Source organism: Pectobacterium polaris, from assembly GCF_002307355.1.
Classification (GTDB): domain Bacteria; phylum Pseudomonadota; class Gammaproteobacteria; order Enterobacterales; family Enterobacteriaceae; genus Pectobacterium; species Pectobacterium polare.
Genome location: NZ_CP017481.1, coordinates 212,243 through 238,206, shown reverse-complemented (window position 1 = coordinate 238,206; position 25,964 = coordinate 212,243). Strand labels below are relative to the sequence as shown.

Here is a 25,964-nt window from a genome sequence, read left to right as displayed (position 1 = left end):
ATGAGAAGAGAGGTAATGCATGAGTAAGGTTGCACTGACTATTCCACCGGATTTTATTCTGGGCGCGGCGGCATCGGCATGGCAAACGGAAGGATGGAGCGGCAAGAAAGCCGGGCAGGATTCCTATCTGGATCTCTGGTACAAGCAGGATCGTCAGGTCTGGCACAACGGCTACGGCCCGGCGAAAGCGACGGATTTCTTTAATCGCTATCGGGAAGACGTGGCGTTGATGAAGCTGGCAGGGCTGACGCACTATCGTACGTCGATCAACTGGTCACGCTTTATGCTGGACTATGAGAAAGGCATCGTCGATGAGGAGTACGCAGCCTATATCGATAACCTGCTGGATGAAATGCACCGGCAGGGGATCGAACCGATGATCTGCCTTGAACATTACGAGCTGCCCGCTTGCTTGCTGGAGAAGTATCAGGGCTGGTCATCCAAGCAGGTGGTGGAGTGGTTTGTGCTGTACGCCGACGCGGTTTTTTCCCGCTATGCCGGGAAAGTGAAGCGCTGGTTTACCTTCAATGAGCCGATTGTGGTGCAGACGCGCGTTTATCTGGACGCGCTACGCTACCCTTATGAGCAGAACACGCACACGTGGATGCAGTGGAATCACCATAAGAATCTGGCGACGGCAAAAGTGGTGCAGCGGTTTCGTCAGCAGGGTTATCACCGGGATGGCGGCTCGATCGGCGTGATCCTCAATCCCGAAGTCACCTATCCGCGATCCCGTGCGGCGCACGATGTGAAAGCCGCGCACCTTTACGATCTGTTCTATAACCGGGTTTTTCTCGATCCGGCGTTAAAGGGCGAATATCCGGCTGAGCTGGTGGCGCTGCTGACGCAGCATCAGGTGAAGTGGGATTACACGGAAGAAGAGCTGGCGATCATTCGGGACAATACGGTCGATGAGGTGGGGATCAACCTGTATTACCCACATCGGGTCAAAGCGCCCAGTCGTGAGTGGAACAAAGAGACACCGTTCCATCCGGCCTATTATTACGAGCATTTTGAGCTGCCGGGGCGTCGGATGAACACCTCGCGTGGCTGGGAGATCAATCCCAAAATCATTTACGACATGGCGAAACGCATAGAGCACGACTACGGCAATGCGCCGTGGTTTGTGGCGGAAAACGGCATTGGTATCGAGAATGAGGCGCGCTTTAAAGACGATGCGGGCGTGATTCAGGACGATTACCGCATCGCGTTTATTGCTGAGCACCTTTACTGGACGCTGAAGGCGAAGGAAGAGGGCGCAAACTGCCGTGGCTACATGCTGTGGGCCTTTACCGACAACGTCTCGCCGATGAACGCGTTTAAAAACCGCTACGGATTGATCGAAATCGATCTGGAGCAGGATCGGCAACGGCGGCCGAAAAAATCCGCCGCCTGGTTTCGTCAGCTACACGACACGCGTCGGCTTGAATTGACGCTGGATGATGAAGAGAAATAGGTGCAGATAACCAAAATGAGGAACGGAATATGAAAAGAATCGTACTGGCCTGCTCAGCAGGAATGTCGACCTCACTGGTGGTCACCAAGATGGAGAAGGAAGCGGAAACGCGGGGAATGGAACTGAAGATCTACGCGATCCCAGAGCAAAACTTGCGTGATGAGTTGCAGGAGTTTGGCGGCGACATTATTGCGGTTCTGCTGGGGCCGCAGGTGCGCTTCAAGCTTAACGAAAATAAAAAGCTGACGGACAGCTACCAGATTCCTATCGCGGTGATCGACCCCGTCGCCTACGGCACATTAAATGGCGCAAAAGTACTGGATCAGGCTCTGAGTTTGGTAAACTAATGCCCCACCGCCACGTCAGTACGTGGCTGGAGACGTGCCCGTCATCATTCAAATTGCAGCTTGAAGTATGACGGGCAAAATCAGAGCGGGCCTGACGCCCGCACTCAGGGCGAAAGTGCATGTAGGGTGAAAGCGTGGCGAAGGATGTGGTTCTGCAAGAGAAGAAGCAATATCAGGAAATCGGCTGTGATTTACGCCAGAAGATTCAGTCAGGGGATTACCCCGTCGGATCGCGCCTTCCTCCTGAACGAAATATTGCGGAAACCTATGGCGTTAGCCGGACGATAGTGCGCGAAGCGCTACTGATGCTTGAGCTGGAAGGCACAGTCGATATTCGTCAGGGCTCCGGGGTTTATGTCTTGCGTATTCCTGATGAAGACGACGCGGCAGACGGTGGCAAAAATCATATCGGCGCGTTTGAAATGCTACAGGCTCGCCAACTGCTGGAAAGCAACATTGCGGCGTTTGCAGCACGTATGGCAACGCGTGCAGATATCGAAAACCTGCGTAAGACGCTGGAACAAGAGCAGGCCGCGATTGCCGTAAAAGATTACCGTGGCGATTTCGATCGCCTGTTCCATCTGCAAATTGCCGGTGCGACGCAAAACCAGATGCTGCTGGAAACGGTCAGCAATATCTGGGCGTGCCGTGACGATAACGCGCTCTGGCAGCAGCTTTATACGCACGTCGGGACGCAAGGCTATCGCCTGAAATGGCTGGCGGATCATCAGGCTATTCTGGCGGCGCTGCGGCGTCGCGATGTGTCTGGTTCTTATCAGGCGATGTGGCAGCACCTCGAAAACGTCAAAAATACGCTGATGGAAATCTCTGACGCCGATGCGCCGGAATTTGACGGCTATTTGTTTGAGTCTGTGCCGATCTTCCAGGGGAAATTGGTGTAATCATGGCGGACATTTCTAGCGTAAAAATTGTTTATCTGGCGGATCACCCCCAGCATCAAGAGCAGGTGATCGACTGGATATGGCAGGCGTTCGGCAGCCAGAACAGCCGTGAATTCTTTGCCAGCGTGGTGCGCAATAGCCTGAACCCAGAGGCGCTGCCGCTGACGTTTATCGCGCTGGAGGGGGAGCGTTTAGTCGGGACGGTGGGCTTATGGCGCTGCGATTTAATCAGTCGACAAGATCTGACGCCCTGGCTGGCATCGCTGTACGTGGAAGAAAGTCAACGTGACAAAGGGCTGGGCATCGCGCTGCAACAGCACGTACTGGATTTCTGCCGCCGTCAGGGTTTTGACGATCTCTATTTGTTCGCCACGTTTAGCGGCTATTACGAAAAACACGGCTGGCGTTACATCGGCGACGGGCTGGACTACCCGGACAAAACCGTGCGCCTGTATCACCAGTCGTTATCAAGCGAGAAAACGCGCTAAAAGGCGGCTGCCTTACATGATTCACCAGAATCTTACAGTTGGTTGCACTTATAGAATAACTCTTTCGATTCATCGCTGGTTATGAGAGGTGACGATCTTTAGAGTTACAAGTCCCAGAGGTATTGATTGGTGATATGCCGATGTACTCTGTACATTGGAATCATTTGATTACACCAACCTACGCGGATGCGTAGGTTTTTTTTTGCCTGAATTTCCCGCTTTCGTTATTTCTAGCCATTTTAATGCGATGTGAATACTGTGCCGTCGGCAATCTTCGCGTTTAGCCGCGTACCCGTCGCTTGAAGTATGGTGCATATGTAGTATTTTGACGTATCGCTTGGTGGTTTTTGCGCTTCAGCAAGCTGCCCGTTTATCTGTCTATTGGGAGAAGGCATGATTCATACCCTGTTACGTTGGGTGTTCCAGCGTCTGTACCGCATCCGGATCGAGGGCGACAGCAGCCAGTTTCAGCAATCCAAATTGCTCATTACCCCTAATCACGTCTCGTTCCTTGATGGCGTTTTGCTGGCATTATTCTTACCGATAAAGCCCGTCTTTGCCGTGTACTCCTCCATTTCCGATCGCTGGTTTATGCGCTGGCTGAAGCCTTATATCGATTTCGTGCCGTTAGATCCCACTAAGCCTCTGGCAATCAAAGGGCTGATCAAGGTGATCGAACGCGGCCAACCCGTCGTGGTTTTCCCGGAAGGGCGGATCAGCGTAACCGGATCGCTGATGAAGATTTACAGCGGCGCGGCGTTTGTCGCGGCGAAATCGGGTGCAACGATCATCCCCGTGCGCATTGATGGCGCAGAACTGACGCCGTTTGGTCGGCTGGCGGGCGTCTTTAAACGCCGCTGCCTGCCGCAGATTACGATCACCTATTTGCCCCCCACCACGTTGCCGATGCCGGAAGCCAGCAGTGCCAGAGAACGCCGTGCGTTGGCTGGTGAGCATTTGCACCAGATTATGATGAAGGCGCGGATGGATACGCGCCCGCAGCACACGCTGTATCAGGCCTTTCTGGCCGCGAGAACCCGTTACGGACGGCACTCTCCCAGCATTGCGGATATCTCATTCAATGAAGACAGCTATCAGGGCTTACTGAAAAAATCACTGGGCGTGTCGCGCATTTTGCAGCGCTTCACCCGTGCCGATGAACATGTCGGCATGCTGTTGCCCAACGCGACCATTACCGCAGCATCTATCCTGGGCGCATCGCTGCGTAACCGTATTCCTGCCATGCTGAACTACACCGCTGGCGCGAAAGGGCTACAAAGTGCGATGAAAGCGGCGGGGATCAAAACCATCGTCACGTCTCGCCAGTTTCTTGAAAAGGGCAAGCTGACAGATCTGCCGAAGCAGGTTAGCGAGGCCAACTGGGTCTATCTGGAAGATTTGAAAGACACCGTGACGCTGACGGATAAGCTGTGGATCCTGTTTCATCTGCTGTTTCCTGCCCGCGCGATGCTGCCGCAGAAGCCTGACGATGCGGCTATCGTGCTGTTTACCTCGGGTTCCGAGGGGAATCCGAAAGGTGTCGTGCATTCCCATGACAGCCTGCTGGCGAACGTTGAGCAGATTCGCACGGTGGCGGATTTCACGCCGCGCGACCGCTTTATGTCCGCGCTGCCGCTGTTCCATGCGTTTGGCCTGACGGTGGGGCTGTTAACGCCGCTGATGACGGGCGCTCGTGTGTTCCTCTACCCCAGCCCGCTGCACTATCGCATCGTGCCGGAGCTGGTTTATGACCAGAACTGCACCGTGCTGTTCGGGACGTCAACGTTCTTAGGCAACTATGCGCGTTTTGCCCATCCGTATGATTTCGCTCGTCTGCGCTACGTGGTTGCCGGGGCAGAAAAGCTGTCTGAAACCACGCGTCAGGTCTGGCAGGACAAATTTGGTATCCGCATTCTGGAAGGCTACGGCGTGACTGAGTGCGCGCCGGTGGTGGCGATCAACGTGCCGATGGCGACGAAAATTCATTCCGTCGGCAAGCTGTTGCCGGAAATCGAATCGCGTTTGATTACGGTGCCGGGCATCACGCGCGGTGGCCGTCTACAGCTGCGCGGGCCGAATATCATGAAAGGCTATCTGCGGGTGGAAAACCCCGGCGTGCTCGAAGCGCCGGCGGCAGAAAATGCCCAGGGCGAGTTGCAGCCGGGCTGGTATGACACCGGTGATATTGTCGAACTGGATGAAAGAGGCTTCTGCACCATCATTGGCCGCGTGAAGCGCTTTGCCAAGCTGGCGGGGGAGATGGTCTCGCTGGAAAGCGTAGAACAGCTGGCAGTGAAGATATCGCCGGAAGCGCAGCATGCGGCCAGTGCGAAAAGTGACAGCAGCAAAGGCGAGGCGCTGGTGCTGTTTACGACGGACAACCAGATAACCCGTGACGCATTGCTTGCACAGGCACGCAGCAGTGGCGTACCGGAACTGGCGGTGCCGCGCGATATTCGCTATGTGAAAGCCTTACCACTACTCGGCAGCGGCAAGCCTGACTTTGTCACGCTGCGCCAGATGGCCGAAGAACCTGCAACTAACGCGTCGGAGCCGAATGCATGAGTCAACAGACTGAACCCGCGACGCCTTTGCTGTCGCGTAGTATGAGCGCGGTGATTATCGCGCAGTTCTTCTCCGCGTTTGGTGATAACGCGCTGCTGTTTGCCACGTTAGCGCTGATCAAACAGCTGGTGTATCCCGACTGGAGCCAGCCGTTTTTGCAGATGGGGTTTGTCGCTGCGTACATCATTCTGGCACCGTTTGTCGGGCAAATTGCGGACAGCTTCTCCAAAGGGCAGGTGATGATGTTCGCCAATACCCTGAAGCTGGCGGGCGCGCTGCTGATTTGCGTGGGCGGGAATCCGTTTCTGGGGTACACGCTGGTGGGCATTGGCGCCGCCGCGTATTCCCCAGCGAAATACGGCATTTTGGGTGAGATCACGCGTGGTGGCCAGTTGGTCAAAGCGAATGGTCTGATGGAAGCTTCGACGATTGCGGCGATCCTGACCGGTTCAGTCGCAGGCGGCGTGCTGGCGGACTGGAACATTTACGGGGCGCTGTCGGTTTGCGCGGTGGCTTACGGCATAGCGCTGGGGGCGAATATGCTGATTCCTCGTCTCAATGCGGCACGACCGGGGCAGCCGTGGCATCCGGTGCAGATGGCGAGCAGCTTCTTTTCCGCCTGTCGTGTGCTGTGGCGCGATGGCGACGCCCGACTCTCGCTGATCGGCACCAGTATGTTCTGGGGCGCGGGTGTGACGCTGCGCTTTCTGCTGGTGCTGTGGGTGCCGCATGCGCTCGGCATCACCGACAATGCAACGCCAACGCTGCTTAACGCGATGGTCGCCGTGGGCATCGTAGCGGGTGCGGGTGCGGCCGCGAAGCTGGTGACGCTCGATAATGTACGGCGCTGTCTGCCTGCGGGGTTCCTGATCGGCGTGGTGGTGGTGATTTTCACGCTTCAACACAACCTCATGAGCGCCTATTCGCTGCTGATTCTGCTGGGGGCGCTCGGTGGGTTCTTTATCGTCCCGCTGAATGCGCTGTTGCAGGAACGTGGGAAGGCCAGCGTCGGTGCGGGGAATGCGATCGCCGTACAGAATTTGGGTGAGAACGGCGCTATGCTGTTAATGCTGGGGCTCTATTCTTTGGTGGTGAAACTGGGTGTGTCGGTTATCACCATCGGGATTGGTTTTGGCGTCTTGTTTGCGCTGTCAATTGCGCTGCTGTGGGCATGGCTGATTCTGGCTAAGCGCCGCGATCGTTCCGTCGGCGCAGGTAAAGAATAAACGTCTCGTGTAATGAACACATTGTGTAATGGGGAAAGGTATGAGTTTGATATGGCATGACTGGGATGTGGCAGACCTTAACGTGTATTCACTGCATGACATATTGGCGCTGCGCAATCAGGTATTCGTGGTCGAGCAAACCTGCCCCTATCTGGATATTGATGGTCGCGATCTGGTGGACGGCAATCGCCATATTACGGCATACCGTGACGGCAAGCTGGCCGCCTGCGCCCGGCTGCTTGCGCCCCATCCGAACAACGATGTGGTAACGATTGGGCGCGTGATTGTCGCGCCGCATGCCCGCGGGCAACACTTGGGGCACCAGTTGATGGAACACACGTTGATTGCCTGCGCACGCCACTGGCCGCAAAAGCATCTTTTCCTGTCCGCGCAGGCTCACCTGCAATCGTTCTACGGTGCGTTTGGCTTTGTGGCGACCGGTGAGGAATACGACGAAGACGGCATTCCGCATATTGATATGCTGTCGGCGTTCTGAGGGATACCGAGCCAGCTGCGGAAAGAGTAGAGATCGCGGCGTAAACAAAAAACCGGCTAACGTATGGCCGGTTTTTTGTTGTCTGACGGAGGGTTAGCTGGCGGCGTGGGAGATTTTACTACCCAACTTCTGCACATCCTGACCAAAGCCGCGCGTGGTGTTACAGCCGCTCAATGTTGCTGTGACCAGCAACGCTACTACGATCGTTGTTATACGTTTCATCATCGTTACCCGCAGGTTGTTGATAAACAGAGCGTGACAGGTTTCTACTGTGTCATAACCGCAGGTAAAAATTCAATCCTCGATAGCACTGAACCAGCTGATATTGTTTGAGATTATGTTGCGGCTGATGTGTGTTAGCTCTGGCCTGATCCGGTACGGTTACGGCATAGAGATAAATCTAATCTGACGGGCAGTTTTGTGCCAACAGCGGACGGACATTGCTGACATCAAAATGTGTTGATCAACTGGGAACATGTTAGTCAGTAGGTGATGGGAGTGAGTTGTCAGAAGTTGTTGCCCGCCATCACCGCTAGCGAGGATTCTTGACTGTACGCGTTCTAAGATACAGTTGCTTCATTAAGTGGGCTACCATACTTGAATTTTAAAATGATTCCCTTTAGAAAATATATTTTAAAATAATATACAAGATAAATTATTATCATTGAAACAATTAAAATATCTGAAGTGGTATTGGATTTTAGTCAGGAAAAGGAGTTTTTAGTTTCAAGGAGAATAAGGAACTTGCCTAGTTATGAATCTTGTCATAAGTTAACTTTTTATATCTGAATATAAATGCAATTAATGAGTCGGTGGGGATGATGAATACAGTGAAACTTGAACACTTTATAAGAGCTATTGAAGATGTTGGCGCTCACGGCGACAATGACATGTTGCCTTTTGATATCGATACAGTTTTCATTTCAGATTCAAAAACGCAGATAGCAAATATGGCTTTTGACTTCTTTGAAAGGCTTGAAAAAGATGGCAAAACGAATGCAAGAAATTCTTTGAATGGAATTCAGGTTTACTCGGAGAGATTGCTTTCGCCAACTGGTGCAAGCGGCTTTAGAATTTCTACAAAGATACATCCATTTTGGAATATATATCTTAATGGTCTGGCTATCGCGATTGCAGAAATAAATGAATCAAAAAGAAGTCCAAATGCACACTCATATCGTTACGTAGAAACTGGTGAGAACTTATTTGATAGAGACAAGTCATGGAGGGCATATAAAGAAGCAACAATTAATGATGCAGCATTAATTAATGACGGGGCTGTTGTTATCCAAACGGATATATCAAGCTTTTACGAGCACATTTATCATCATCGTATCGAGAATTGTATTAATGATTTATTTGGTGAAGGTTCTACAGTTGCAACTCAAATAGATAGGTTATTAAGTCAGTTGTCAGCTGGTAGATCATTTGGCTTGCCGGTCGGAGGGCAATGCTCAAGAGTTTTAGCCGAGTTGCTAATGACCTCAGTTGACCAACTTTTGACATCATCAAAACTTAAGTGGCATAGGTATGTGGATGATTTTACTATTATTGCCAATGATCAAGCTGAAGCGTATCGTGCTATTTCAATTCTTTCGAACGCTTTGGCAGATTATGGATTGTCATTAAACAGAACTAAAACAACAATTTTAAAAGCCCAACACTATAAAAACTTTGTTTATACACAATTGTTTGTTGATGATGATAAATCTAGTAAACTAAAAAAAATTGACTTACATTTTGACCCCTATTCAGACAATCCTGTTTCTGATTATGATGAACTAGTTGAAACTGTCGAGAAACTAAATGTACAAGCCTTACTTGATTTAGAGATCCATAAAAGTCAGCCAGACACTTTCTTAGTTAATCAAATAAGTAGAACATTAAAACTTCATGAGCCAGCTTTAGCATTACAGTTATGTAGGACATTACTCTCTCCAGAAAATTTACATTCCTTTAGAAGTTCATTTTCTACAATTATTAAAGGTGTGATTTCTATTAGGAATGATGAGCGGTATTCTTCTATCTATCAAATGCTTGATAGGATGGTAGATGATATTGTTGTGCACTCTGAGCATCTACTGCTACCAGAAGCGAACTGTTTGCATTATTTACGTTCTCTAAGAGTAATTCGAACAAATAATCGAGCTGCTTACGTTCATAGTTTATTAAATGAAAGCTCATCTGAAACAATTAAAAGAGCGTGTCTTGATTGTATAAGAAATTGGAAAGATAGACCTTCATTCGTTTCTGAGAGAAATAAGTGGTCAAAATTGACACCGGAAGTACAAAGAATACTTTGGCTCGCATCCTATAAATTTGGTGATGACGGAAAGCATTTTAGGGATCAAGTAAAAAAATCAATACCTAACTCTTGGTCATTAGGAATTGAACAAAAAGGAAAAACATCATTTTGTGAAATATTTATTAATTGGTGCCAAGGGGCTGAGAATAAATGAGATTTTTAAGGTTACCTGTCAAAGATCCCAGAACTGTAGCGCGAGATATTCCCGGTATCTGTGATTTGTTATTTCCACAATTGCTACCGGCAATCGTTGCACATCTCAATCGTGAGGCACAACCTATACCCGGCTGTACGATTATTGATGAAAGTATGTTGGCAGGAATAGATACAAATGCAGCTATGCTATTTGAAGTTGCCTATGTAAGAGCAGAGCAAATGCTTGAAGAAAAAAATGAAGATTGGAATGAGTGTTTGTCTATCGCCCTGAGGCGGCAATCAAGGTATTTTGATGCAGTTTTACCCGATAATTTATCAGATATTGAGATTGAAATAGCTAACCAAACTGCAACTAATATAATAAAATCAATAAGATACCTGAGTGAAGGATGGAGTGATGGTAATGTAGTTAGGTCTCCAATCATTCCTGGATTTCAATGGATAGCACAAGGTCAAGGAGATTTCTCAATCGGCCAGCGGCTGATCGAAGTAAAATGCACAAATAGAAATTTTTCGTCTTCTGATTACCGGCAGATTTTAATTTACTGGCTATTGAGTTTCTCATCCTCAATTGAGGGTGGTGCGGATGAATGGAAGACAGGTCTTCTATTGAACCCTAGAGCAAACAAATACATTGAAATTGATTTCAATGAATTAGTTAGCATAGCAGCTTCTGGAAGAACTAAGTTAGAGTTGTTGGAGTTGTTTTCGTCAATTGTGGGTGATTATGCATACAAATTAGGAGAGTAAATTCTACGAAATGAGTATGAGTGCTATGCCTTCGCAGCCTGTAGTGGATGGCTAAATTTGGCCGCTTTAACAGATATGTTAATTTCCGCTTCTCGCTCTTAGCTGACCAGAGGTCACTTTGGTTGACCGCTACAAGCCAAGAGTGAGTGTTATACAATAAAAATTAAAGCCGTATTCCATAAGTCTAAATAGTTCGGTTATTATCTGGTGCTAAAATCATCATTTTTTCAATAGCTGAGTCAACTTCTTACGGTCATTAATAAGTTGCTGCTTAATATGTGAATAACCTCTATTTTTATATCTTGAGTCAAAAGCATTAAATGTCTGTAAGGGCGCTAACCTCTGAAGTCGTTTTTCTCCCAGTTTTTCAGTCAACCAATTTTGAATTTCAGTATTGAAAATTACATGAATAATATGAGACTCTTTATGCAGTGCAATAGCATTCACTTCAGTAACTTTGAGAATATCCATTACGTCTTTGTCAAATGTAACAATATTAGCGACATAAAAGGCAGAACCATTACAATCTGGAATTGAATTTGTAAGGAAGTCCATCATTCTTACCATGCTGAGATCTCCTGCACAATTCCTGATTAAACTTAATGGATCTTTATTGTTTTGCAAACTGTGTAGTTTTTGAGAAAGTTGTGTTTTATTGCTTCGAAAAAGAATGTCTGCACAAATAATTAACTCTCGAAACATAAACATAGATAAATCACTGTTTGCCACACTCATTAGTTCCTCAAACTTATTCTCCGGTGAGCGATTGGAACCATACTCAATTAGTTTTGTTTTAATTAGCATCAACTCCATGACATCGGTTAAATAATCAATTTTTGAAATGCTGCCAATCTCTAGATCAGTATAGAATTTACTTAATAAAATATCTGCTTTTCTCTTGGCGTCCTGTGAATATTTACTCCTAAATTCTTCACCCCATACTAGACCTAGACTCAAATTTTTATTCATCATTTCAATAGCAATAACTGCACTAATTGTCTCTCTTACTTTCTCAATGCTTTTTTCTGACTTATTATGCTGATTTTCAAATAAGTATAAGTAAGGGTTAAAATTTTTGATTTCATCAAAATCGATATTTTTAGCCATAGTAATACAATTACTAACTACGTCATTCGTAGGTTTTTCCTCATATGCTAGTGAACGGATATAGCTTGCAGCATTTGAATCCAAAAAAGTTCCCATTCCAATTTTAAATGTTAAGGTTTCAGTATTGGAAACTACATCATCATCAATAATCCAAAGGGAGTTTCCACGAAAAATAGTAGAAATAAAACATTTTTCATCGAATGTCATTCTTCTTAATTTGAAAGGACCATTTTGGGATTCGTCAGCATAAATGAATCTCCATTTATTTAAAAAATCCTTTTTTTCAGTATATCGACGCAAAGCCTCAGTTCGATTAATGGAGGAACCAACATATTGTAGGGTTGTAATTAAATCGTATTTTTCACCACTATTATTCATTTCCATAGTTAACATCCTGTGATAAAGATAGATCATTCATTAGAATGAACTCATTTAATTGATGGTAATAAATACCATACCACAAAAAAAATCCAACGCCAACTCTTCAAAAATACAGATTGACGAGTCAAAATAATATTTACTTTAATTGTAATTTTATACATGAGGAAATTAAGTTATTACTTTATTGTGCCTTTTATTGCAATCAATTTTCATCGAAATATATATGGATTTATATTTTTATCGTAAATGTATTTGTCTATTTTAAATGGGATTTTTATTAATAAAAATATAGTTTGTCGAGTACGATTAACCATTTTGACCTGTTCTCTATTGATTAACATACTCCACTTTTAGTAATTCCTGAATCGGTTGTTAGAACAATTGTGAACTTCCGTTCCTGCTCATTACAGCCTGTCAGATTTGATTGTGTTCTGTCCGCGAAAACTGTCAGCTCAAGTCTTAGCTAATGCTATTTATGGCCGCTGAAAAGGGCTCATAGCCACTTAAGATGCCGCACAATGTCCTGCGACTGATGAAGTATTCGAACAACAATGATGCTATCTGTTTCGTACAGAAAAAATAGCGTATGTCTGACGACGGGAAATGAGTACAAGCCCGGCCCAAGTTCCTTGCGTTCGATGCCTATCTTGTTGTGCCTGATAGCGGTAAACGCGTGTTCGATGGTTTCCAGATAGGTGTTGGCGCTTTCCTCATTAAAATGCTGTAAACCGTAGAGGTAAATTGCTTCCAGATCGCGTTGCGCCAGCGGTGTTAGCTTGATTTTATCGGGCGGCTGTTCGCGTCCTGTTTCTGATTTTTTGCAAGAACTCATCTTTATTCCACTCCTGTGGCTCTCCGCTGTTTATCCCTTCAGCGAGTAAATGACGCAGCGTTTGCAGATCTGACTCCGCCTGTTTTTCCCGTAGCATTCTCAGCGCTTCCCGAATGACTTCACTTTGTGTGCGGTAATCACCAGATGCCACCAGCGATTCCACGTAATGGCGAAGTTCATCTCCAAGGTCAATTGTCATGGTTCTGGCCATCATGCCTCCCGATTCTCAGATGTAAGATTTATTCTTACTAGAAGCACGTAGCGTACTTAAAGACGAAATCGTCGTCCAGTACAAGGAAAAAGGATTTCCGCGCTACGGGCAAGCGGAGTGTGATGGAAAAGGGAGACGGCTCGACATAAGCGCTGTAAGCATTGCAAAAGGAGAAATCGGGTGAGAAGTAATGGGCAGGTTTACCAGAGAAAACCTGCCCACGGAATGATTACTCTTCTTCCGCCAGAAACAGCTCCAGCAGGGAATTCAGGAACAGTTTACCGTGTTCGGTGATTTGCCAGTGTGTGGCGGTTTCCGTCAGATAGCCTTGTGCCACTGCCTGATCCAACTGCGGGCGGATGCTGTGCTCTTCCAGACCGGTGTATGCCGTGAAATCTTCGCGCGGAGCGGCTTCCAGCAGGCGAAAGCGGTTCATGAAAAACTCAAAAGGCCGATCGTCGTTGGCGACGTCGTGTTGCTTATCCAGATACGTGCCCTGCATATAGCCACGAGGATGGCGGACTTTTACCGTGCGCAGAATGCGGCCGTCGCTGAAGGTCAGCTTGCCGTGTGCGCCACAGCCAATCCCCAAATAGTCACCGAAACGCCAGTAGTTCAGGTTGTGCTGACACTGATAGCCCGGTTTGGCATAGGCGGAGGTTTCATATTGCTGGTAACCCGCTGCACTCAGTAGCGCGTGACCCTGCTCGTAGATGTCCCACAGCGCATCGTCGTCCGGTAGCGTCGGCGGGCGCGAGCTAAACAGCGTATTGGGCTCGATAGTCAGCTGATACCACGATAAATGCGGTGGATTGAGCGCAATGGCCTGACGCAGGTCGTCCAGCGCTTCGTCCAGCGATTGATCCGGCAAGCCGTGCATCAGATCCAGATTAAAGCTGCGTAATCCCAGACCTGTCGCCAGGTGCGCTGCGCGCTTGGCTTCGTCCGGGCCGTGAATACGCCCGAGGCGCGTCAGCTTTTGCGGATCGAAACTCTGCACGCCGATGGAGATACGGTTAATACCCGCGCGCTGATAGCCGCTGAAACGGTCGGCTTCAACCGTACCGGGGTTGGCTTCCATCGTAATTTCGGCATCCGGCGTTAGCGGAATTCTTGCCCGAACGCCGTCGAGCAGCGCCTGCATCGCTTCCGCACTCAGCAGGCTGGGCGTGCCGCCGCCGATAAAGATCGAGTGCAGTTCACGGCCACTCGCCAGCGGCAAATCGGCGTCCAGATCCGCCAGCAGGTGATCGACATATTCCTGATGCGGCACGTCGCCTTTCAGCGCGTGAGAGTTGAAATCGCAGTACGGACATTTTTGTACGCACCACGGAATATGGATGTACAGGCTGAGCGGGGGAAGCTTAAGCATTGCGTAGCGCATCCAGCAGCAGGCGCAGCGCCTGACCGCGATGAGACTGTGCGTTCTTCTCTTCACGCGTCAGTTCCGCCGCTGTTTTACCCAGCTCCGGCACGAAGAAGATCGGATCATAGCCGAAGCCGCCGTTGCCTGCCTCTTCGTGCGTCAGTACACCTTGCCAGCTACCGTGGCAGACAATCGGCGTCGGGTCTTCCGCGTGCCGCAGATACACCAGCACGCAGTGGAAGCTGGCGCGGCGCTGTTCGTCCGGTATGTCTTTTAGTGTTAGCAGCAGCTTGTCCAGATTTTGCTGGTCGCTGGCATCCACGCCCGCGTAGCGTGCCGAGTAAATGCCCGGTGCGCCGCCCAGCGCATCGACAGCCAGCCCAGAATCATCGGCAATCGCCGGCAGTCCCGTAATTTGTGCTGCGTGACGTGCTTTCAGGATGGCGTTTTCGATAAAGGTCAGGCCGGTTTCGTCGGCGGAATCCACGCCCAGCTCGGTTTGAGCCACAATATCCAGACCGAAATCGGCCAGCAAGCTGGCGAGCTCGCGCACTTTACCGGGGTTTCCGGTAGCCAAAACCACTTTTTGCATCGTCTTGTCCTGCGTATTTATTCAATGAAGTCCGCGACGTCAGCCGGGATGTGTTGCGGATGGGTAATTCTAATCTGTTTATGCCGCCCGAGTTCGCCTTTTTCAATCACGACCAGACTCTTGGCGACCCGAAACTGTTTGGCGAGAAATTTGGTCAGATGGGCATTGGCCTGCCCATCAACCGGTGGTGCAGTGATGGCGACTTTCAGTTCGTCGCCATGCAAACCCACGATCTGATCCCGGCTGGCTTTCGGCTGAATATACAGCCGAATCACCAGCGCATCGCCGTGGCGGGTAATGGCACTCACAGCAGGAACCACAGCCCCGGGAACAGGTCCATGCCCAGATAGTTGAGCATATACAGAATCAGAATCACGGCCATCGCAGAGAAATCAATGCCGCCCATAACCGGAATAACGCGGCGGAGCGGTGCCATTAGCGGCTCGGTCAACTGGTGCAGCAGGAACTCGATTGGGCTACGGCCCTGACTGACCCAGCTCATGATAGAACGGATGATGATGACCCAGAAGACCAGATATCCCGCGGATTTAATCAGCGAGATGAGCCCGACCAGCAGGTTCATTGGGCTGAGGGAAATCGCGCCAACCTGAATCAACAGCAGTAACGGGTATTTGATCGTCGTGAGAATAAAGGCCAGCAGCAGCGAGGCGCTGTCAATCGGCCCTAACGACGGCAGAATGCGGCGCAGCGGCCCGACAATCGGCTGGGTGATTTTGACGACAAACTGCGACAGCGGGTTATAAAAATCGCTGCGTGACCACTGCATCCAGATGCGCAGCAGCAGGACCATTACATAGAGGTCGACCAGCGTTTTGACCAGAAAAGTCAGGGTGAGCATAAGTACGTCTTTTCCTTAATAAGATAAAGAATCGGGGAACCCGCTTTGGTTAAAAAAGCGTTTCCATTTCCTGTGCGCGAGCAATTGCCGCCTGCATGGCTTCAGCCACGGTTTGCGTCAACTGCTGTTCGTTAAATACCCGCAGGGCTTCTGCCGTGGTGCCGCCCTTGGAGGTGACATTCTCCCGCAGGGTCGACAGCGGCGTATCCGGGTTGGCTTCAACCAGCGCGGCAGCGCCGGACGCAGCCTGCTGCACCAGCAGGCGAGCTGTGTCCTGGCTGAATCCCTGACGGATGGCTTCCTGCTGCATCGCTTCCATAAACAGGAAGAAGTAGGCTGGTGCGCTGCCCGCCGCGGCGATCACGCCGTTAATGCCTTGCTCGCTATCCACCCAGCAAATTTTACCGACGCTCTGCATCAGCTGTGCCGTGAAGTCTTTATCAGCCTGATTGACGGAGGCGGGGGCATACATTCCGCTCATGCCTTTACCGACCAGAGACGGCGTGTTGGGCATAATCCGCACGATATTCAGCGGTTCACCCAGCAGCGCCTGAAAACGGGCGATGTTGATGCCTGCCGCAATCGAGAGCACCAGCTTACCGCCGAAGTTGACCTGCTCACGCAGCGGTTCGCAAACTGTTGCCATCATCTGCGGTTTGACGGCCAGCACAATGACGTCCGCTTCCTGAGCGCAACTGACATTGTCCGCGCTGCTGATGACGCCATACTGTGCCGCCAGCGCATCGCGGTTCTTACCCGAAGGCGCGCAGACGCTGATGTGTTGAGCGGGATAACCGCCATTGACCAATCCGGCGATAATGGCCTGCGCCATGTTTCCGGCACCAATAAACGCTATTTTACGTTGCTGCATCTGCATTATCGCTAATCACCTGTTCCGTTTGTATTCTGTCAAAGATGACGTGTCGTTCAGCGCGTACTCTGCTGTTTATGGACCTTTTACTGACAGCTACACGCTTGACTGACTGTTTAGGCGCCTTTTGCTGAATAGTCGCGCGCGCCAAAGATTGCCGTACCAATGCGTACCAGCGTGCTGCCCGCGGTAATCGCCGCGCGCATGTCGTCCGTCATCCCCATAGAAAGTGTATCAATATGCGGATAATTTGCGGACAGCGTTTGCAACAGCGCGGCCATTTGTTTGAAAACAGCCAATTGCTGCTCGTAATCGGTTTCCGGTGCCGGAATCGCCATCAGGCCACGCAGACGCAGGTTGGGCAGTGCAGCGACGCTGGCGGCAAGCTCTGCCAATTCAGCGACCATAATGCCTGATTTGCTCGGTTCGCTGCTGATATTAATCTGCAACAGAACGTTTAGCGGTGGCAAGGTAGCTGGGCGTTGTTCACTCAAACGCTGTGCGATACGCAGGCGATCCACGGTGTGAAACCAATCAAAATTCTCGGCCACCAGTCGACTTTTGTTTGACTGTAGCGGGCCGATAAAGTGCCACTCTAACGGCGTGTCCGGGTGGTTTTTCTGGAAATAATGGATCTTCTCCACGCCTTCCTGAACATAGTTCTCGCCAAACGCTCGTTGCCCTGCCGCGATGGCTTCTTCGATCGCGCTCACAGGTTTGGTTTTACTGACTGCAAGTAGCGTAATTTCTTCTGGTGCCCGCGCGCAATGCGCAGCGGCGGTGGCGATTTGCTGCCGGATGTCCTGTAGATTCTGCTGGATTGTCGTCATGGTTATTCAGGAGGTTATCTATGGAGTTGGATGAGTGGATGGCGCGTAGTGTAAAACATAATGCCTCGGATCTGCACCTTTGTAGCGGTCACCCGCCGGTGTTGCGTGTGGACGGGCGGCTACAGCCTGAAAATACCTTACCACGTTTAACGCCGGAGCAGGTGGCACAATGGTGCGATGCCTGGCTCGAACCGGCTCAGCGCGAGCAACTGCGGCAGGCTGGGCAGGTGGACGGCGCGTTAATGCTGCCCGATGGGCAACGCCTGCGGGTGAATGTGTTTCGCCAGCGGGAAGGGTTGTCTGCGGCGCTGCGCATTATCCCGTCCGCTCAGCCTTCATTGGAAGCGCTACAGGCGCCACCCGTTCTATCGACGCTGCTGGAGAAACCGAACGGACTGATCCTGATTACCGGGGCGACGGGGAGCGGCAAATCCACGACGCTGGCGGCCATGCTTGGGGCGTTAAACGACAGCAGTGATCGCCATGTGATTACGCTGGAAGACCCGATCGAGTTTATCCATGCCAGCCGGCGCTGCCTGATTCAACAGCGGGAGATTGGTGCGCACAGTTCATCGTTTGCACAGGCGCTACGAGCCGCATTGCGGGAGGATCCCGATGTCATTCTGCTGGGAGAATTGCGCGATACGGAGACGATTCGGCTGGCGCTGACGGCGGCGGAAACCGGTCATCTGGTGTTGTCGACGCTGCATACACGTAGTGCATCGCAGGCGGTCGACCGTTTGATTGATGTCTTTCCCGGTGAAGAGAAAGCCTATGTTCGCAGCCAGTTAGCCACCTGTTTGCAGGCGGTGGTGACGCAAAAATTATTACCCGCCGTGCAAGGTGGGCGAATCGCACTGTATGAAGTGCTGACTGCGACTGCGGCAGTCAGTAACCTGATTCGGGAAGGGAAAACGCACCAGCTTCCCGGCCTGATTCAAACCGGAGCCGCTGCGGGAATGCAAACGTTCGAGCAAAGCTACCAGCAGCGCTGTCGGGATGGGCTTATTTCACACAGTTGCGACCTTGCCGTTTAGCCGCATAGAGGTTTTCATCGGCTAACTGAATCCAGTCTTCAACGGAGGCAAGATCGGAACAGTAGGCGGCAATGCCCGCGCTAATCGTGAAATGCAGATTTTGACGATCGTATTCCAGCGTATGTTGCTCAATCGCTTGACGAATACGCTCAATCGTTACCACTGCTGTTTGGTAAGAGACATCTTTTAACAGAATGATGAATTCTTCTCCGCCGAGGCGGGCGACCAGATCTTCCTGACGTAGCGACATGCGCATGAGCATCGCCAGCTCTTTGAGGACGGCATCGCCAGCCAGGTGGCCATATTGATCGTTAATGTTTTTGAATAAATCGATATCGATAATCGCCAGACAGCTTTTGTCCGTGTGCTGGTTTTGCTGTTTGAGGAGAAAGAAAGCGCTGGCCTGCTCGAAGAAACTGCTGCGATTCGGCAGTCCGGTAAGAAAATCATGTCCCGCGTTAAAGCGCAGAGACGCTTCTATCTGTGTGCGTTCATCCTCAAGCGAACGCGCGTGAATAATGATGCCGAGCGTTTTCACCAGCGGTGCCAAGAGCTCGATCATCGTTTGATCGTAACCTTCTCGGCGATTCGCCAGCGCGATCATCCCGATCGCTTTGCCGTTGTGGGTGATTGGAATCCCAAGCAGCGAATACAGCGCGGGATGGATAGGCGGGAGATCTCGGCCAGCTTTTTGCCTCAGCAGGTTGTTGGTGCACACCACCGTATTGTGGGTCACCACGTGGCCAAACAGATTATCCAACTTACGGAGCCTCAGGCCGCCGTGGGTTCTGCGCTGGTGCCTGTACCAGTTCAGGGTTTCGTCATCCCAGGCAAGGTTGGAGATCGCGGGAAGATAGAGCGACTGGCCGTTTTCATCTTCCTGCAATGTGGCGATAAAGCCGAAGGTGCTGTTGGTGACGCTCAGCAGCCGCTCAAAGACTTTATCGCAGGCGGAAGGCAGATTGTGGTCGAGCAGAAAGCTGTCGTGGACTGACAGCAGAATATCGAGAATGATGCCTTGCTGATGGGCTTTCTTTTCGGTTTCGACGTTTTGCGTGATGTTGTGAGCATATTTAATGATTTTTCTCACATTACCGTCGCTATCCATAACTGGGCTGTAAGTCGCCTGTATCCAGAATGAGTGGTTGTCTTTGCCCAGTCGGTGGAAGCGGCCGCTGATGGGATGACCGCGATGCAAGGTTTCCCAGAATGTTTGGTAGTCGGCTTGTTCGGTATAGATGGGATCGCAAAGCGATTTGTGGTGCAAGCCGAGAATTTCTTTCTCTTCGTAGCCCGTCAGCATCAGGTAGTGTTTATTGGCGTGGGTGATATAGCCGTCTTTATCAAACTCGATCACGCCTTGCGAATTTTCAATCGCGTCTAGCTGTGCCCGATGATCCGACATCAGACGCTTTTCCTGCGTAATATCAAGCGCCAATTTTATGACGCCAACGCGGCGACCGGAATGATCAATAATCGGGGTATAGGCGGCGTGGAGCCAAATGATGTCTCCTTTTTGGGTTTTCCGTTGGAATTCCCCTGCATTAATATTCCCTTTAATCACATCGTGCCAGAAATGATCGTGTTTTTGGCGCTGCGCTTCTGGCATAAAAAGCGTGTGGTTCTTCTGAATAATGTCTTCTTTTTTGTAGCCCAGCATTTTGCAAAAAAGAGGATTGGCTTCAATCAGTTTCCCTGCCAGGTCGAATTCGGCTATGGCATAAACGGAATTGAATGCGTGCAGTTTGGCTTCATTGTCAAACCTGGTAATCAAATCAACATCAACTGACTGATTATTCATGTTTATATTTGCCTATATTCTTTCTGTCTTTACCCTTGATTCGCTGTTGTCAGAGGCATCCGTTTTATCATGATGCCATCTGTGATGTTATCGGGTGATTGGCTGTCCCCTTTTTTTGTACGCGAAAACCAATGGGTCGAATTAATAAAATAGCGCGCTATTAATTAAATTAATAAATATTATATCGAGATATAATTAATAGACTAAAACGCATGATGAATATTACCAATAAGAGACGTCTCTCATTGTCTTTTTATTCAATGTATTGCCGTAATTGATTTTGCCGCTTTTACGCAGAAACTCTATTTATACGCTCATGTGTAAAAACAGAGAATAGCGGTAAAAAAATAATACTCAAATTATCTGAAAGTATATCTATGAAATAGGTGTGTCAGGAGGGAAAAGGGTTCCTGCCTTCTCCCATTATTTATTCGATTTTTTAGGGAATAGGCGAAAGCGGAGCTATCTTCGGGGGATACCTGTAGTCAACGCTGGGCTGACTACAGGCGGTGCAATATACCCGTAGATTAGGAAAGGCGAGGATCGACCTGAAACAGCGCCATGGACCGCATCAACTGCTGAGACTGCTGCTCCAGCGACTGCGTCGTTGCCGATGAGGCTTTGACGAGCTGTGCGTTGTGCTGAGCGACCTTGTCGATCTGTGTGAAGGCGACGTTAACCTGCTCTATACCGCGATGCTGTTCTTGCGTGGCGGTGGAAATGTCTCGCATCAGCTGTGTAATACGGATGATTTCGTCGGTCACTTCATCCATGGTTTCACCCGCTTTAGAGGCTAATTCAAGCCCTTCGGACACGCGTGTCTGGGAATCCAAAATCAATGCGCGGATCTCTTTCGCCGCCTGTGCACTATGCTGCGCAAGATTACGCACTTCTCCGGCGACGACGGCAAAGCCTCTGCCTTGTTCGCCTGCACGAGCGGACTCGACGGAGGCGTTCAGCGCCAGAATGTTGGTCTGGAACGCGATGCCGTCAATGACGCTGAGAATGTCATTGATGCGTTTGGCGCTGGTGGCAATCTCCTGCATTTTTTCAATGACGTAACAGACGGACTCGTTGCTGCGGCTGCTGGTGTTCGAGACGTTATTGGCGAGCTGATGCGCGAGTTCCGCGTGATCGGCATTGAGTTTCACCGTTGCGCTCAGTTGCTCCATGCTCGCTGCCGTCTGTTCCAGTGCAGCAACGGATTCCTCAGTACGTTGGGACAGCTGAGCGTTTTCTTCAAACAGTTCGCGGCTACCGAGATCGATTTGCGTGCTGGCATCGCGCACCTGACTGACCGACTCCAGCAGAGCCCCTTGCATGCGGCCGATAGCATCATTGAGCCGACCCAGTTCGTTATCTCCGCCTTGAATCAGGCGGCGCGTCAGATTACCGCCAGCAACCTGCTCCAACTGCTCAATCGCATAGTCCAGCGGTTTGAGCAGCATGTGCCGTAGTGCGACCCAGGCTAATGCCACCAGCGTGATAGACAACAGGCTGGCAATGGCAATGAGCAGCAGCATGATGCGTTCATTGCTCTCGGACTGTGCCAGACCCTGTTCGGAAAGTTGCTGAGCATACTGACGGAAATTCTGGATCGACAAATCAAAGGCTTCACTCAGCGGGCCGAGCTGTTTTTCCAGAACTTCATAATATTCGTCGGTATACTGTTTTTGCAGTGCACTCAGCATCGGGGTCATACCCTGCTGAAAATAAGCCTGATAGGTTTTCAACACGTCCTGCGCCAGCGCCTGCTGTTTGGGATCGGCATTGGCCGATTTGATCACGCGTTCAATGTCTTCCTGCGATTGGTGAAGATGTTTCTCCACGACTCCGGTTTCCTTGGCTCCATCGTCCAGCAGGCCGATCTCGATTTTCCTGACGGCGAGCGTTGCCGAGGCTCTCGCGCTGAGCGTCTGGTTATAGCCGCTCATCAGGTTACCCAGCTCAATGCCCTGAATCTGGTTTTGTGCTGTCAGCGTTTCCCTGTCTTTCTTAATGGCAACCACGCCCATGCTGCTGACGATAAGCAGCAACAGGGTCGTTAGCAGCAATAACGTTAATAAGCCGGTACGAATAGAAATATTTTTCAACCCCATGGTGTCCTTTTCCTTACGCCGCCTTCGTGGGTGATAACCCAGTCATCATTGGATGTGGTGTGTGCAACGGAAGAGAATACGTTATCTGTGTTGCGGTGAGATAAAATTAAAAAGCTATGGCAGGCGTAAAAAGGGGCGGGCAAGAAGGGCATAAGCGAGAGCTTCCCACAACACAGGCTTCTCTTCACACGGGTTTCTCACAACGCAAAGGGTATAAATAATTAGCCGTAGCGTTTACGCCTGGTTTATTATCTGTTAATAGCGTTGGTTTTTCAGGGGCGTACTCAATACGCCAGTTAATGATACCCAGAGGTATCCGAGGTTTATGTGCAGTTAACAAGTTTTACGGATTATGGTTTGCGGGCGCTGATTTACATGGCATCGCTGCCGAGCGGGAAAATGACCAGCATTTCGGAAGTAACGGAAGTGTATGGCGTATCCCGTAATCATATGGTCAAAATTATCAATCAACTTAGTCGTGCTGGGTTGGTGATGGCCGTGCGCGGCAAGAATGGCGGTATCCGTCTTGGAAAACCGGCAGAAACCATCCGAATTGGCGATGTCGTGCGCGAATTGGAACCACTGACGCTGGTTAACTGTAGCCATGAATTTTGCCACATTACGCCAGCCTGTCGCTTAAAGCAGGTGCTTCAACAAGCGGTACAAAATTTCCTGCATGAGCTGGATCAATACACGCTGGCTGATATGGTCAAAGAAAACCCGCCGCTTTATAAATTATTGTTGGTTGAATGAGTTTTGTTCAGCCTCCTGCTGATGACAACGGAGGAACCGCAATGTCACAAGATCCATTCCTGGAACGAGAAGCAGAAAAATACGAATCCCCCATCCCCAGTCGTGAATATATTTTGGCGCACATCGCCAAGCGCGATACCCCGATTAGCCGGGAAGAATTAGCCACCGACCTGCAATTAACCGGAGAAGAAGCGCTCGAAGCGCTGCGCCGTCGCCTGCGTGCGATGGAGCGTGATGGTCAGCTTATCTTTACCCGCCGTCAGTGCTATGCGTTGCCGGAAAAGCTCGATCTGCTGCGCGGTACGGTCATTGGTCACCGCGATGGTTTTGGCTTCCTGCGCGTGGAAGGCCGTAAAGACGATCTTTATCTGTCGGCTGAAGAGATGAAACGGACGATTCACGGCGATGTTGCGTTGGCACAGCCGCTGGGTGCGGATCGTAAAGGACGCCGTGAAGGGCGTATTGTGCGCGTGCTGGAACCGCGTACCGGGCAAATTGTCGGCCGCTATTTTGTCGATGCCGGTGTCGGGTTCGTGGTGCCGGATGATAGCCGCCTGAGCTTCGATATTCTGATCCCGAAAGAAGAAATTAACGGCGCTCGTATGGGCTTCGTGGTAGTGGTCGAACTGACGCAACGCGCCACGCGCCGCACGAAAGCCGTGGGTAAGATCGTCGAGATCCTCGGTGACAACATGGGCACCGGGCTGGCGGTAGATATCGCCCTGCGTACCCATGATATTCCGCACACCTGGCCGCCTAAAGTGGAAGAGCAGGTAAAGGATCTGTCCGAAGAAGTGCCAGAAGCCGCGAAAAAAGGCCGTGTGGATCTGCGTAAGCTGCCGCTGGTCACGATTGATGGCGAAGATGCTCGCGATTTCGATGACGCGGTGCACTGTGAGCCGAAACGCGGTGGTGGCTGGCGCTTATGGGTTGCGATTGCGGACGTGAGCTATTACGTTCGGCCGAATACGCCGCTCGACCATGAAGCGCGGGCGCGTGGCACCTCGGTGTACTTCCCGTCGCAGGTGGTACCGATGCTGCCGGAAGTGCTGTCGAACGGACTCTGTTCGCTTAACCCGCAGGTCGATCGCCTGTGTATGGTCTGTGAAATGACCGTCTCGGCGCAGGGTAAGCTGTCGTCCTATAAGTTCTATGAAGCAGTGATGAGTTCACATGCGCGCCTGACCTACACCAAAGTGTGGAATATTCTGCAAGGCGACGCCGAACTGCGCGAGCACTACAAGCCGCTGGTCGGTGGGTTGGAAGAGCTGCACCGCATGTACAAGGCGCTTGAGCATGCGCGTGAAGTGCGTGGCGGCATCGCGTTTGAAACGGAAGAGGCGAAGTTCATTTTCAACGCCGAACGCCGTATCGATCGTGTGGAAGCGGTGGTGCGTAACGATGCGCACAAACTGATCGAAGAGTGCATGATTCTGGCGAATATCTCCGCCGCGAAATTTGTGGAGAAAAACGAAGAACCTGCGTTGTTCCGCGTGCACGATCAGCCGAGTGAAGACCATGTCTTAGCCCTGCGTAGCGTGTTGGGCGAACTGGGGCTAACGCTGAAAGGCGGCATGAAGCCACAGCCGAAAGATTACGCAGAATTGATGAATGAGCTGGCTGACCGTCCCGATCGGGAAATGCTGCAAACGATGCTGCTGCGTTCAATGAAACAGGCGATTTATGACCCAGAGAACCGAGGCCACTTCGGTCTGGCATTAACGTCTTACGGCCATTTCACGTCACCGATTCGTCGTTATCCAGACCTGTCACTGCACCGCGCCATTAAGTATCTGCTGAGCGATCGTCATGAGCGCTGGACGTCAACGGGCGGCTGGCATAGCGACATGAATGAAATGCTGCAACTGGGCATGCATTGCTCGATGACGGAGCGCCGTGCGGATGAAGCTACGCGTGATGTGGCTGACTGGCTGAAATGCGACTTTATGCAGGATCACGTGGGTGAGGTCTTTACGGGGATTATCGCCAGTGTGACTGGTTTCGGTTTCTTCGTGCGCCTGAAAGATCTGTTTATCGATGGGCTGGTGCACGTTTCCACGCTGGATAATGATTACTACCGCTACGATAATATCGGCCAGCGGCTGATCGGCGAATCGCGCGGGCAGGTTTATCGTCTGGGTGATGAAGTCGAAATTCGTGTTGAAGCGGTTCATATGGATGAGCGCAACATTGATTTCGCGTTGATCTCCAGCACGCGCAAGGTGCGTGGCGAAGGGAAAACCGCACGCGATCGTGTGAAGAAACCGGAGTCGCGTGAGGCCAAGCCAGCTCGACGTCGTCGCAGCGCGAGCAAAGCGCCGGCCAACTTTGAGCCGGATGCCGCATTCCGCAAAGAAGGCGATAGCAACGCGAAATCGGATAAGCCAAAAGCCAAGCCGAAAAAGAACCGCGATAAAGCGAAAAAGAACGCGGAAAAAACGCGTAAAATCGCCGCCGCGACGAAGGCTAAACGAGCAAAGAAGAAATCTGAGGAATAACGAACGGCTTGACGTTGTAGAGACTTCGGTCTCTAC

Annotated in this window: 24 protein-coding genes; 12 read left to right on the top strand and 12 right to left on the bottom strand. The window is 50.6% G+C overall.

Features of this window, described 5'->3' with window-relative positions; translation table 11 throughout:
- Positions 1–19 precede the first annotated feature (19 nt).
- From BJJ97_RS01070 to BJJ97_RS01040, 7 genes are all read left to right on the top strand, one after another.
- Positions 20–1,456, top strand: a complete 1,437-nt coding sequence (locus BJJ97_RS01070; protein WP_095992826.1) for a glycoside hydrolase family 1 protein — start codon at positions 20–22, stop codon at positions 1,454–1,456.
- 29 nt (positions 1,457–1,485) lie between these two features.
- Positions 1,486–1,803, top strand: coding sequence for a PTS sugar transporter subunit IIB (locus tag BJJ97_RS01065; protein WP_010279152.1), 318 nt, complete (start codon positions 1,486–1,488; stop codon positions 1,801–1,803).
- Between the two features lie 134 nt (positions 1,804–1,937).
- Positions 1,938–2,705: an FCD domain-containing protein gene (locus BJJ97_RS01060; protein WP_095700503.1), complete on the top strand. Its 768-nt coding sequence runs from the start codon at positions 1,938–1,940 to the stop codon at positions 2,703–2,705.
- A 2-nt stretch (positions 2,706–2,707) separates the two neighbouring features.
- Positions 2,708–3,193: a GNAT family N-acetyltransferase gene (locus BJJ97_RS01055; protein WP_095992825.1), complete on the top strand. Its 486-nt coding sequence runs from the start codon at positions 2,708–2,710 to the stop codon at positions 3,191–3,193.
- A gap of 393 nt (positions 3,194–3,586) precedes the next feature.
- Positions 3,587–5,758, top strand: a complete 2,172-nt coding sequence (gene aas, locus BJJ97_RS01050) for a bifunctional acyl-ACP--phospholipid O-acyltransferase/long-chain-fatty-acid--ACP ligase (protein ID WP_095992824.1) — start codon at positions 3,587–3,589, stop codon at positions 5,756–5,758.
- On the top strand, positions 5,755–6,984 hold the full coding sequence (lplT, locus tag BJJ97_RS01045) for a lysophospholipid transporter LplT (RefSeq protein ID WP_095992823.1): 1,230 nt from the start codon (positions 5,755–5,757) through the stop codon (positions 6,982–6,984). Before aas ends, lplT begins: the two co-directional genes overlap by 4 nt.
- 40 nt (positions 6,985–7,024) lie before the next feature.
- A complete protein-coding gene (locus BJJ97_RS01040) occupies positions 7,025–7,480 on the top strand; it encodes a GNAT family N-acetyltransferase (protein ID WP_039487998.1) in 456 nt (151 codons plus the stop codon).
- A 93-nt stretch (positions 7,481–7,573) separates the two neighbouring features.
- Here BJJ97_RS01040 and BJJ97_RS01035 read toward each other — a convergent pair whose 3' ends face one another.
- Positions 7,574–7,702: an entericidin A/B family lipoprotein gene (locus BJJ97_RS01035; protein WP_039347108.1), complete on the bottom strand. Its 129-nt coding sequence runs from the start codon at positions 7,700–7,702 to the stop codon at positions 7,574–7,576.
- A 596-nt stretch (positions 7,703–8,298) separates the two neighbouring features.
- Here BJJ97_RS01035 and BJJ97_RS01030 point away from each other — a divergent pair.
- Positions 8,299–9,939, top strand: coding sequence for an RNA-directed DNA polymerase (locus BJJ97_RS01030; RefSeq protein ID WP_227003557.1), 1,641 nt, complete (start codon positions 8,299–8,301; stop codon positions 9,937–9,939).
- Entirely contained in the window at positions 9,936–10,691 is a 756-nt protein-coding gene (locus tag BJJ97_RS01025) for a hypothetical protein (RefSeq protein WP_095992822.1), read from the top strand. The genes BJJ97_RS01030 and BJJ97_RS01025 overlap by 4 nt, the downstream gene beginning before the upstream one ends.
- Before the next feature lie 219 nt (positions 10,692–10,910).
- Here BJJ97_RS01025 and BJJ97_RS01020 read toward each other — a convergent pair whose 3' ends face one another.
- The 9 genes from BJJ97_RS01020 to BJJ97_RS00980 all read right to left on the bottom strand — a co-directional run bounded on the left by BJJ97_RS01020 (position 10,911) and on the right by BJJ97_RS00980 (position 17,740).
- The gene (locus BJJ97_RS01020) at positions 10,911–12,182 is read right to left on the bottom strand and encodes a hypothetical protein (RefSeq protein WP_095992821.1); all 1,272 of its coding nucleotides are present in this window, start codon (positions 12,180–12,182) and stop codon (positions 10,911–10,913) included.
- A 490-nt stretch (positions 12,183–12,672) separates the two neighbouring features.
- Positions 12,673–13,011, bottom strand: a complete 339-nt coding sequence (locus BJJ97_RS01015) for a type II toxin-antitoxin system RelE/ParE family toxin (protein WP_095992820.1) — start codon at positions 13,009–13,011, stop codon at positions 12,673–12,675.
- The gene (locus BJJ97_RS01010) at positions 12,962–13,222 is read right to left on the bottom strand and encodes a type II toxin-antitoxin system ParD family antitoxin (protein WP_095995301.1); all 261 of its coding nucleotides are present in this window, start codon (positions 13,220–13,222) and stop codon (positions 12,962–12,964) included. The genes BJJ97_RS01015 and BJJ97_RS01010 overlap by 50 nt, the downstream gene beginning before the upstream one ends.
- A gap of 229 nt (positions 13,223–13,451) precedes the next feature.
- A complete protein-coding gene (gene hemW / locus BJJ97_RS01005) occupies positions 13,452–14,594 on the bottom strand; it encodes a radical SAM family heme chaperone HemW (RefSeq protein WP_095992819.1) in 1,143 nt (380 codons plus the stop codon).
- Positions 14,587–15,180 carry an XTP/dITP diphosphatase gene (locus tag BJJ97_RS01000; protein ID WP_095992818.1) on the bottom strand — a complete coding sequence of 198 codons (594 nt, stop codon included), beginning with the start codon at positions 15,178–15,180 and terminating at the stop codon, positions 14,587–14,589. The genes hemW and BJJ97_RS01000 overlap by 8 nt, the downstream gene beginning before the upstream one ends.
- Positions 15,181–15,197: 17 nt before the next feature.
- Complete coding sequence (yggU, locus tag BJJ97_RS00995) at positions 15,198–15,488, bottom strand: DUF167 family protein YggU (RefSeq protein WP_010279110.1); 291 nt, start codon at positions 15,486–15,488, stop codon at positions 15,198–15,200.
- Complete coding sequence (locus BJJ97_RS00990; protein ID WP_039486302.1) at positions 15,485–16,039, bottom strand: YggT family protein; 555 nt, start codon at positions 16,037–16,039, stop codon at positions 15,485–15,487. Before BJJ97_RS00990 ends, yggU begins: the two co-directional genes overlap by 4 nt.
- A 49-nt stretch (positions 16,040–16,088) precedes the next feature.
- On the bottom strand, positions 16,089–16,910 hold the full coding sequence (proC, locus tag BJJ97_RS00985; protein ID WP_095995300.1) for a pyrroline-5-carboxylate reductase: 822 nt from the start codon (positions 16,908–16,910) through the stop codon (positions 16,089–16,091).
- 116 nt (positions 16,911–17,026) lie between these two features.
- A complete protein-coding gene (locus BJJ97_RS00980) occupies positions 17,027–17,740 on the bottom strand; it encodes a YggS family pyridoxal phosphate-dependent enzyme (protein ID WP_095992817.1) in 714 nt (237 codons plus the stop codon).
- Positions 17,741–17,760: 20 nt separating this feature from the next.
- Between BJJ97_RS00980 and BJJ97_RS00975 the strand changes: the two genes are divergently transcribed.
- Positions 17,761–18,777, top strand: a complete 1,017-nt coding sequence (locus tag BJJ97_RS00975; RefSeq protein WP_095992816.1) for a type IV pilus twitching motility protein PilT — start codon at positions 17,761–17,763, stop codon at positions 18,775–18,777.
- Here BJJ97_RS00975 and BJJ97_RS00970 read toward each other — a convergent pair.
- Together BJJ97_RS00970 and BJJ97_RS00965 are read right to left on the bottom strand one after the other, a co-directional pair.
- Positions 18,746–20,578, bottom strand: coding sequence for a sensor domain-containing diguanylate cyclase (locus BJJ97_RS00970; protein ID WP_095992815.1), 1,833 nt, complete (start codon positions 20,576–20,578; stop codon positions 18,746–18,748). The two genes, BJJ97_RS00975 and BJJ97_RS00970, sit on opposite strands and share 32 nt — an antisense overlap.
- 527 nt (positions 20,579–21,105) lie before the next feature.
- The gene (locus BJJ97_RS00965) at positions 21,106–22,677 is read right to left on the bottom strand and encodes a methyl-accepting chemotaxis protein (RefSeq protein ID WP_095992814.1); all 1,572 of its coding nucleotides are present in this window, start codon (positions 22,675–22,677) and stop codon (positions 21,106–21,108) included.
- 327 nt (positions 22,678–23,004) lie between these two features.
- On the opposite strand from BJJ97_RS00965, the gene nsrR reads away from it, so the two are divergent.
- Together nsrR and rnr are read left to right on the top strand one after the other, a co-directional pair.
- On the top strand, positions 23,005–23,430 hold the full coding sequence (nsrR, locus tag BJJ97_RS00960) for a nitric oxide-sensing transcriptional repressor NsrR (protein ID WP_005974824.1): 426 nt from the start codon (positions 23,005–23,007) through the stop codon (positions 23,428–23,430).
- A 41-nt stretch (positions 23,431–23,471) separates the two neighbouring features.
- Positions 23,472–25,928 (top strand): ribonuclease R, encoded by a 2,457-nt coding sequence (gene rnr, locus BJJ97_RS00955; protein ID WP_095992813.1) that lies wholly within the window; start codon positions 23,472–23,474, stop codon positions 25,926–25,928.
- Positions 25,929–25,964 lie beyond the last annotated feature (36 nt).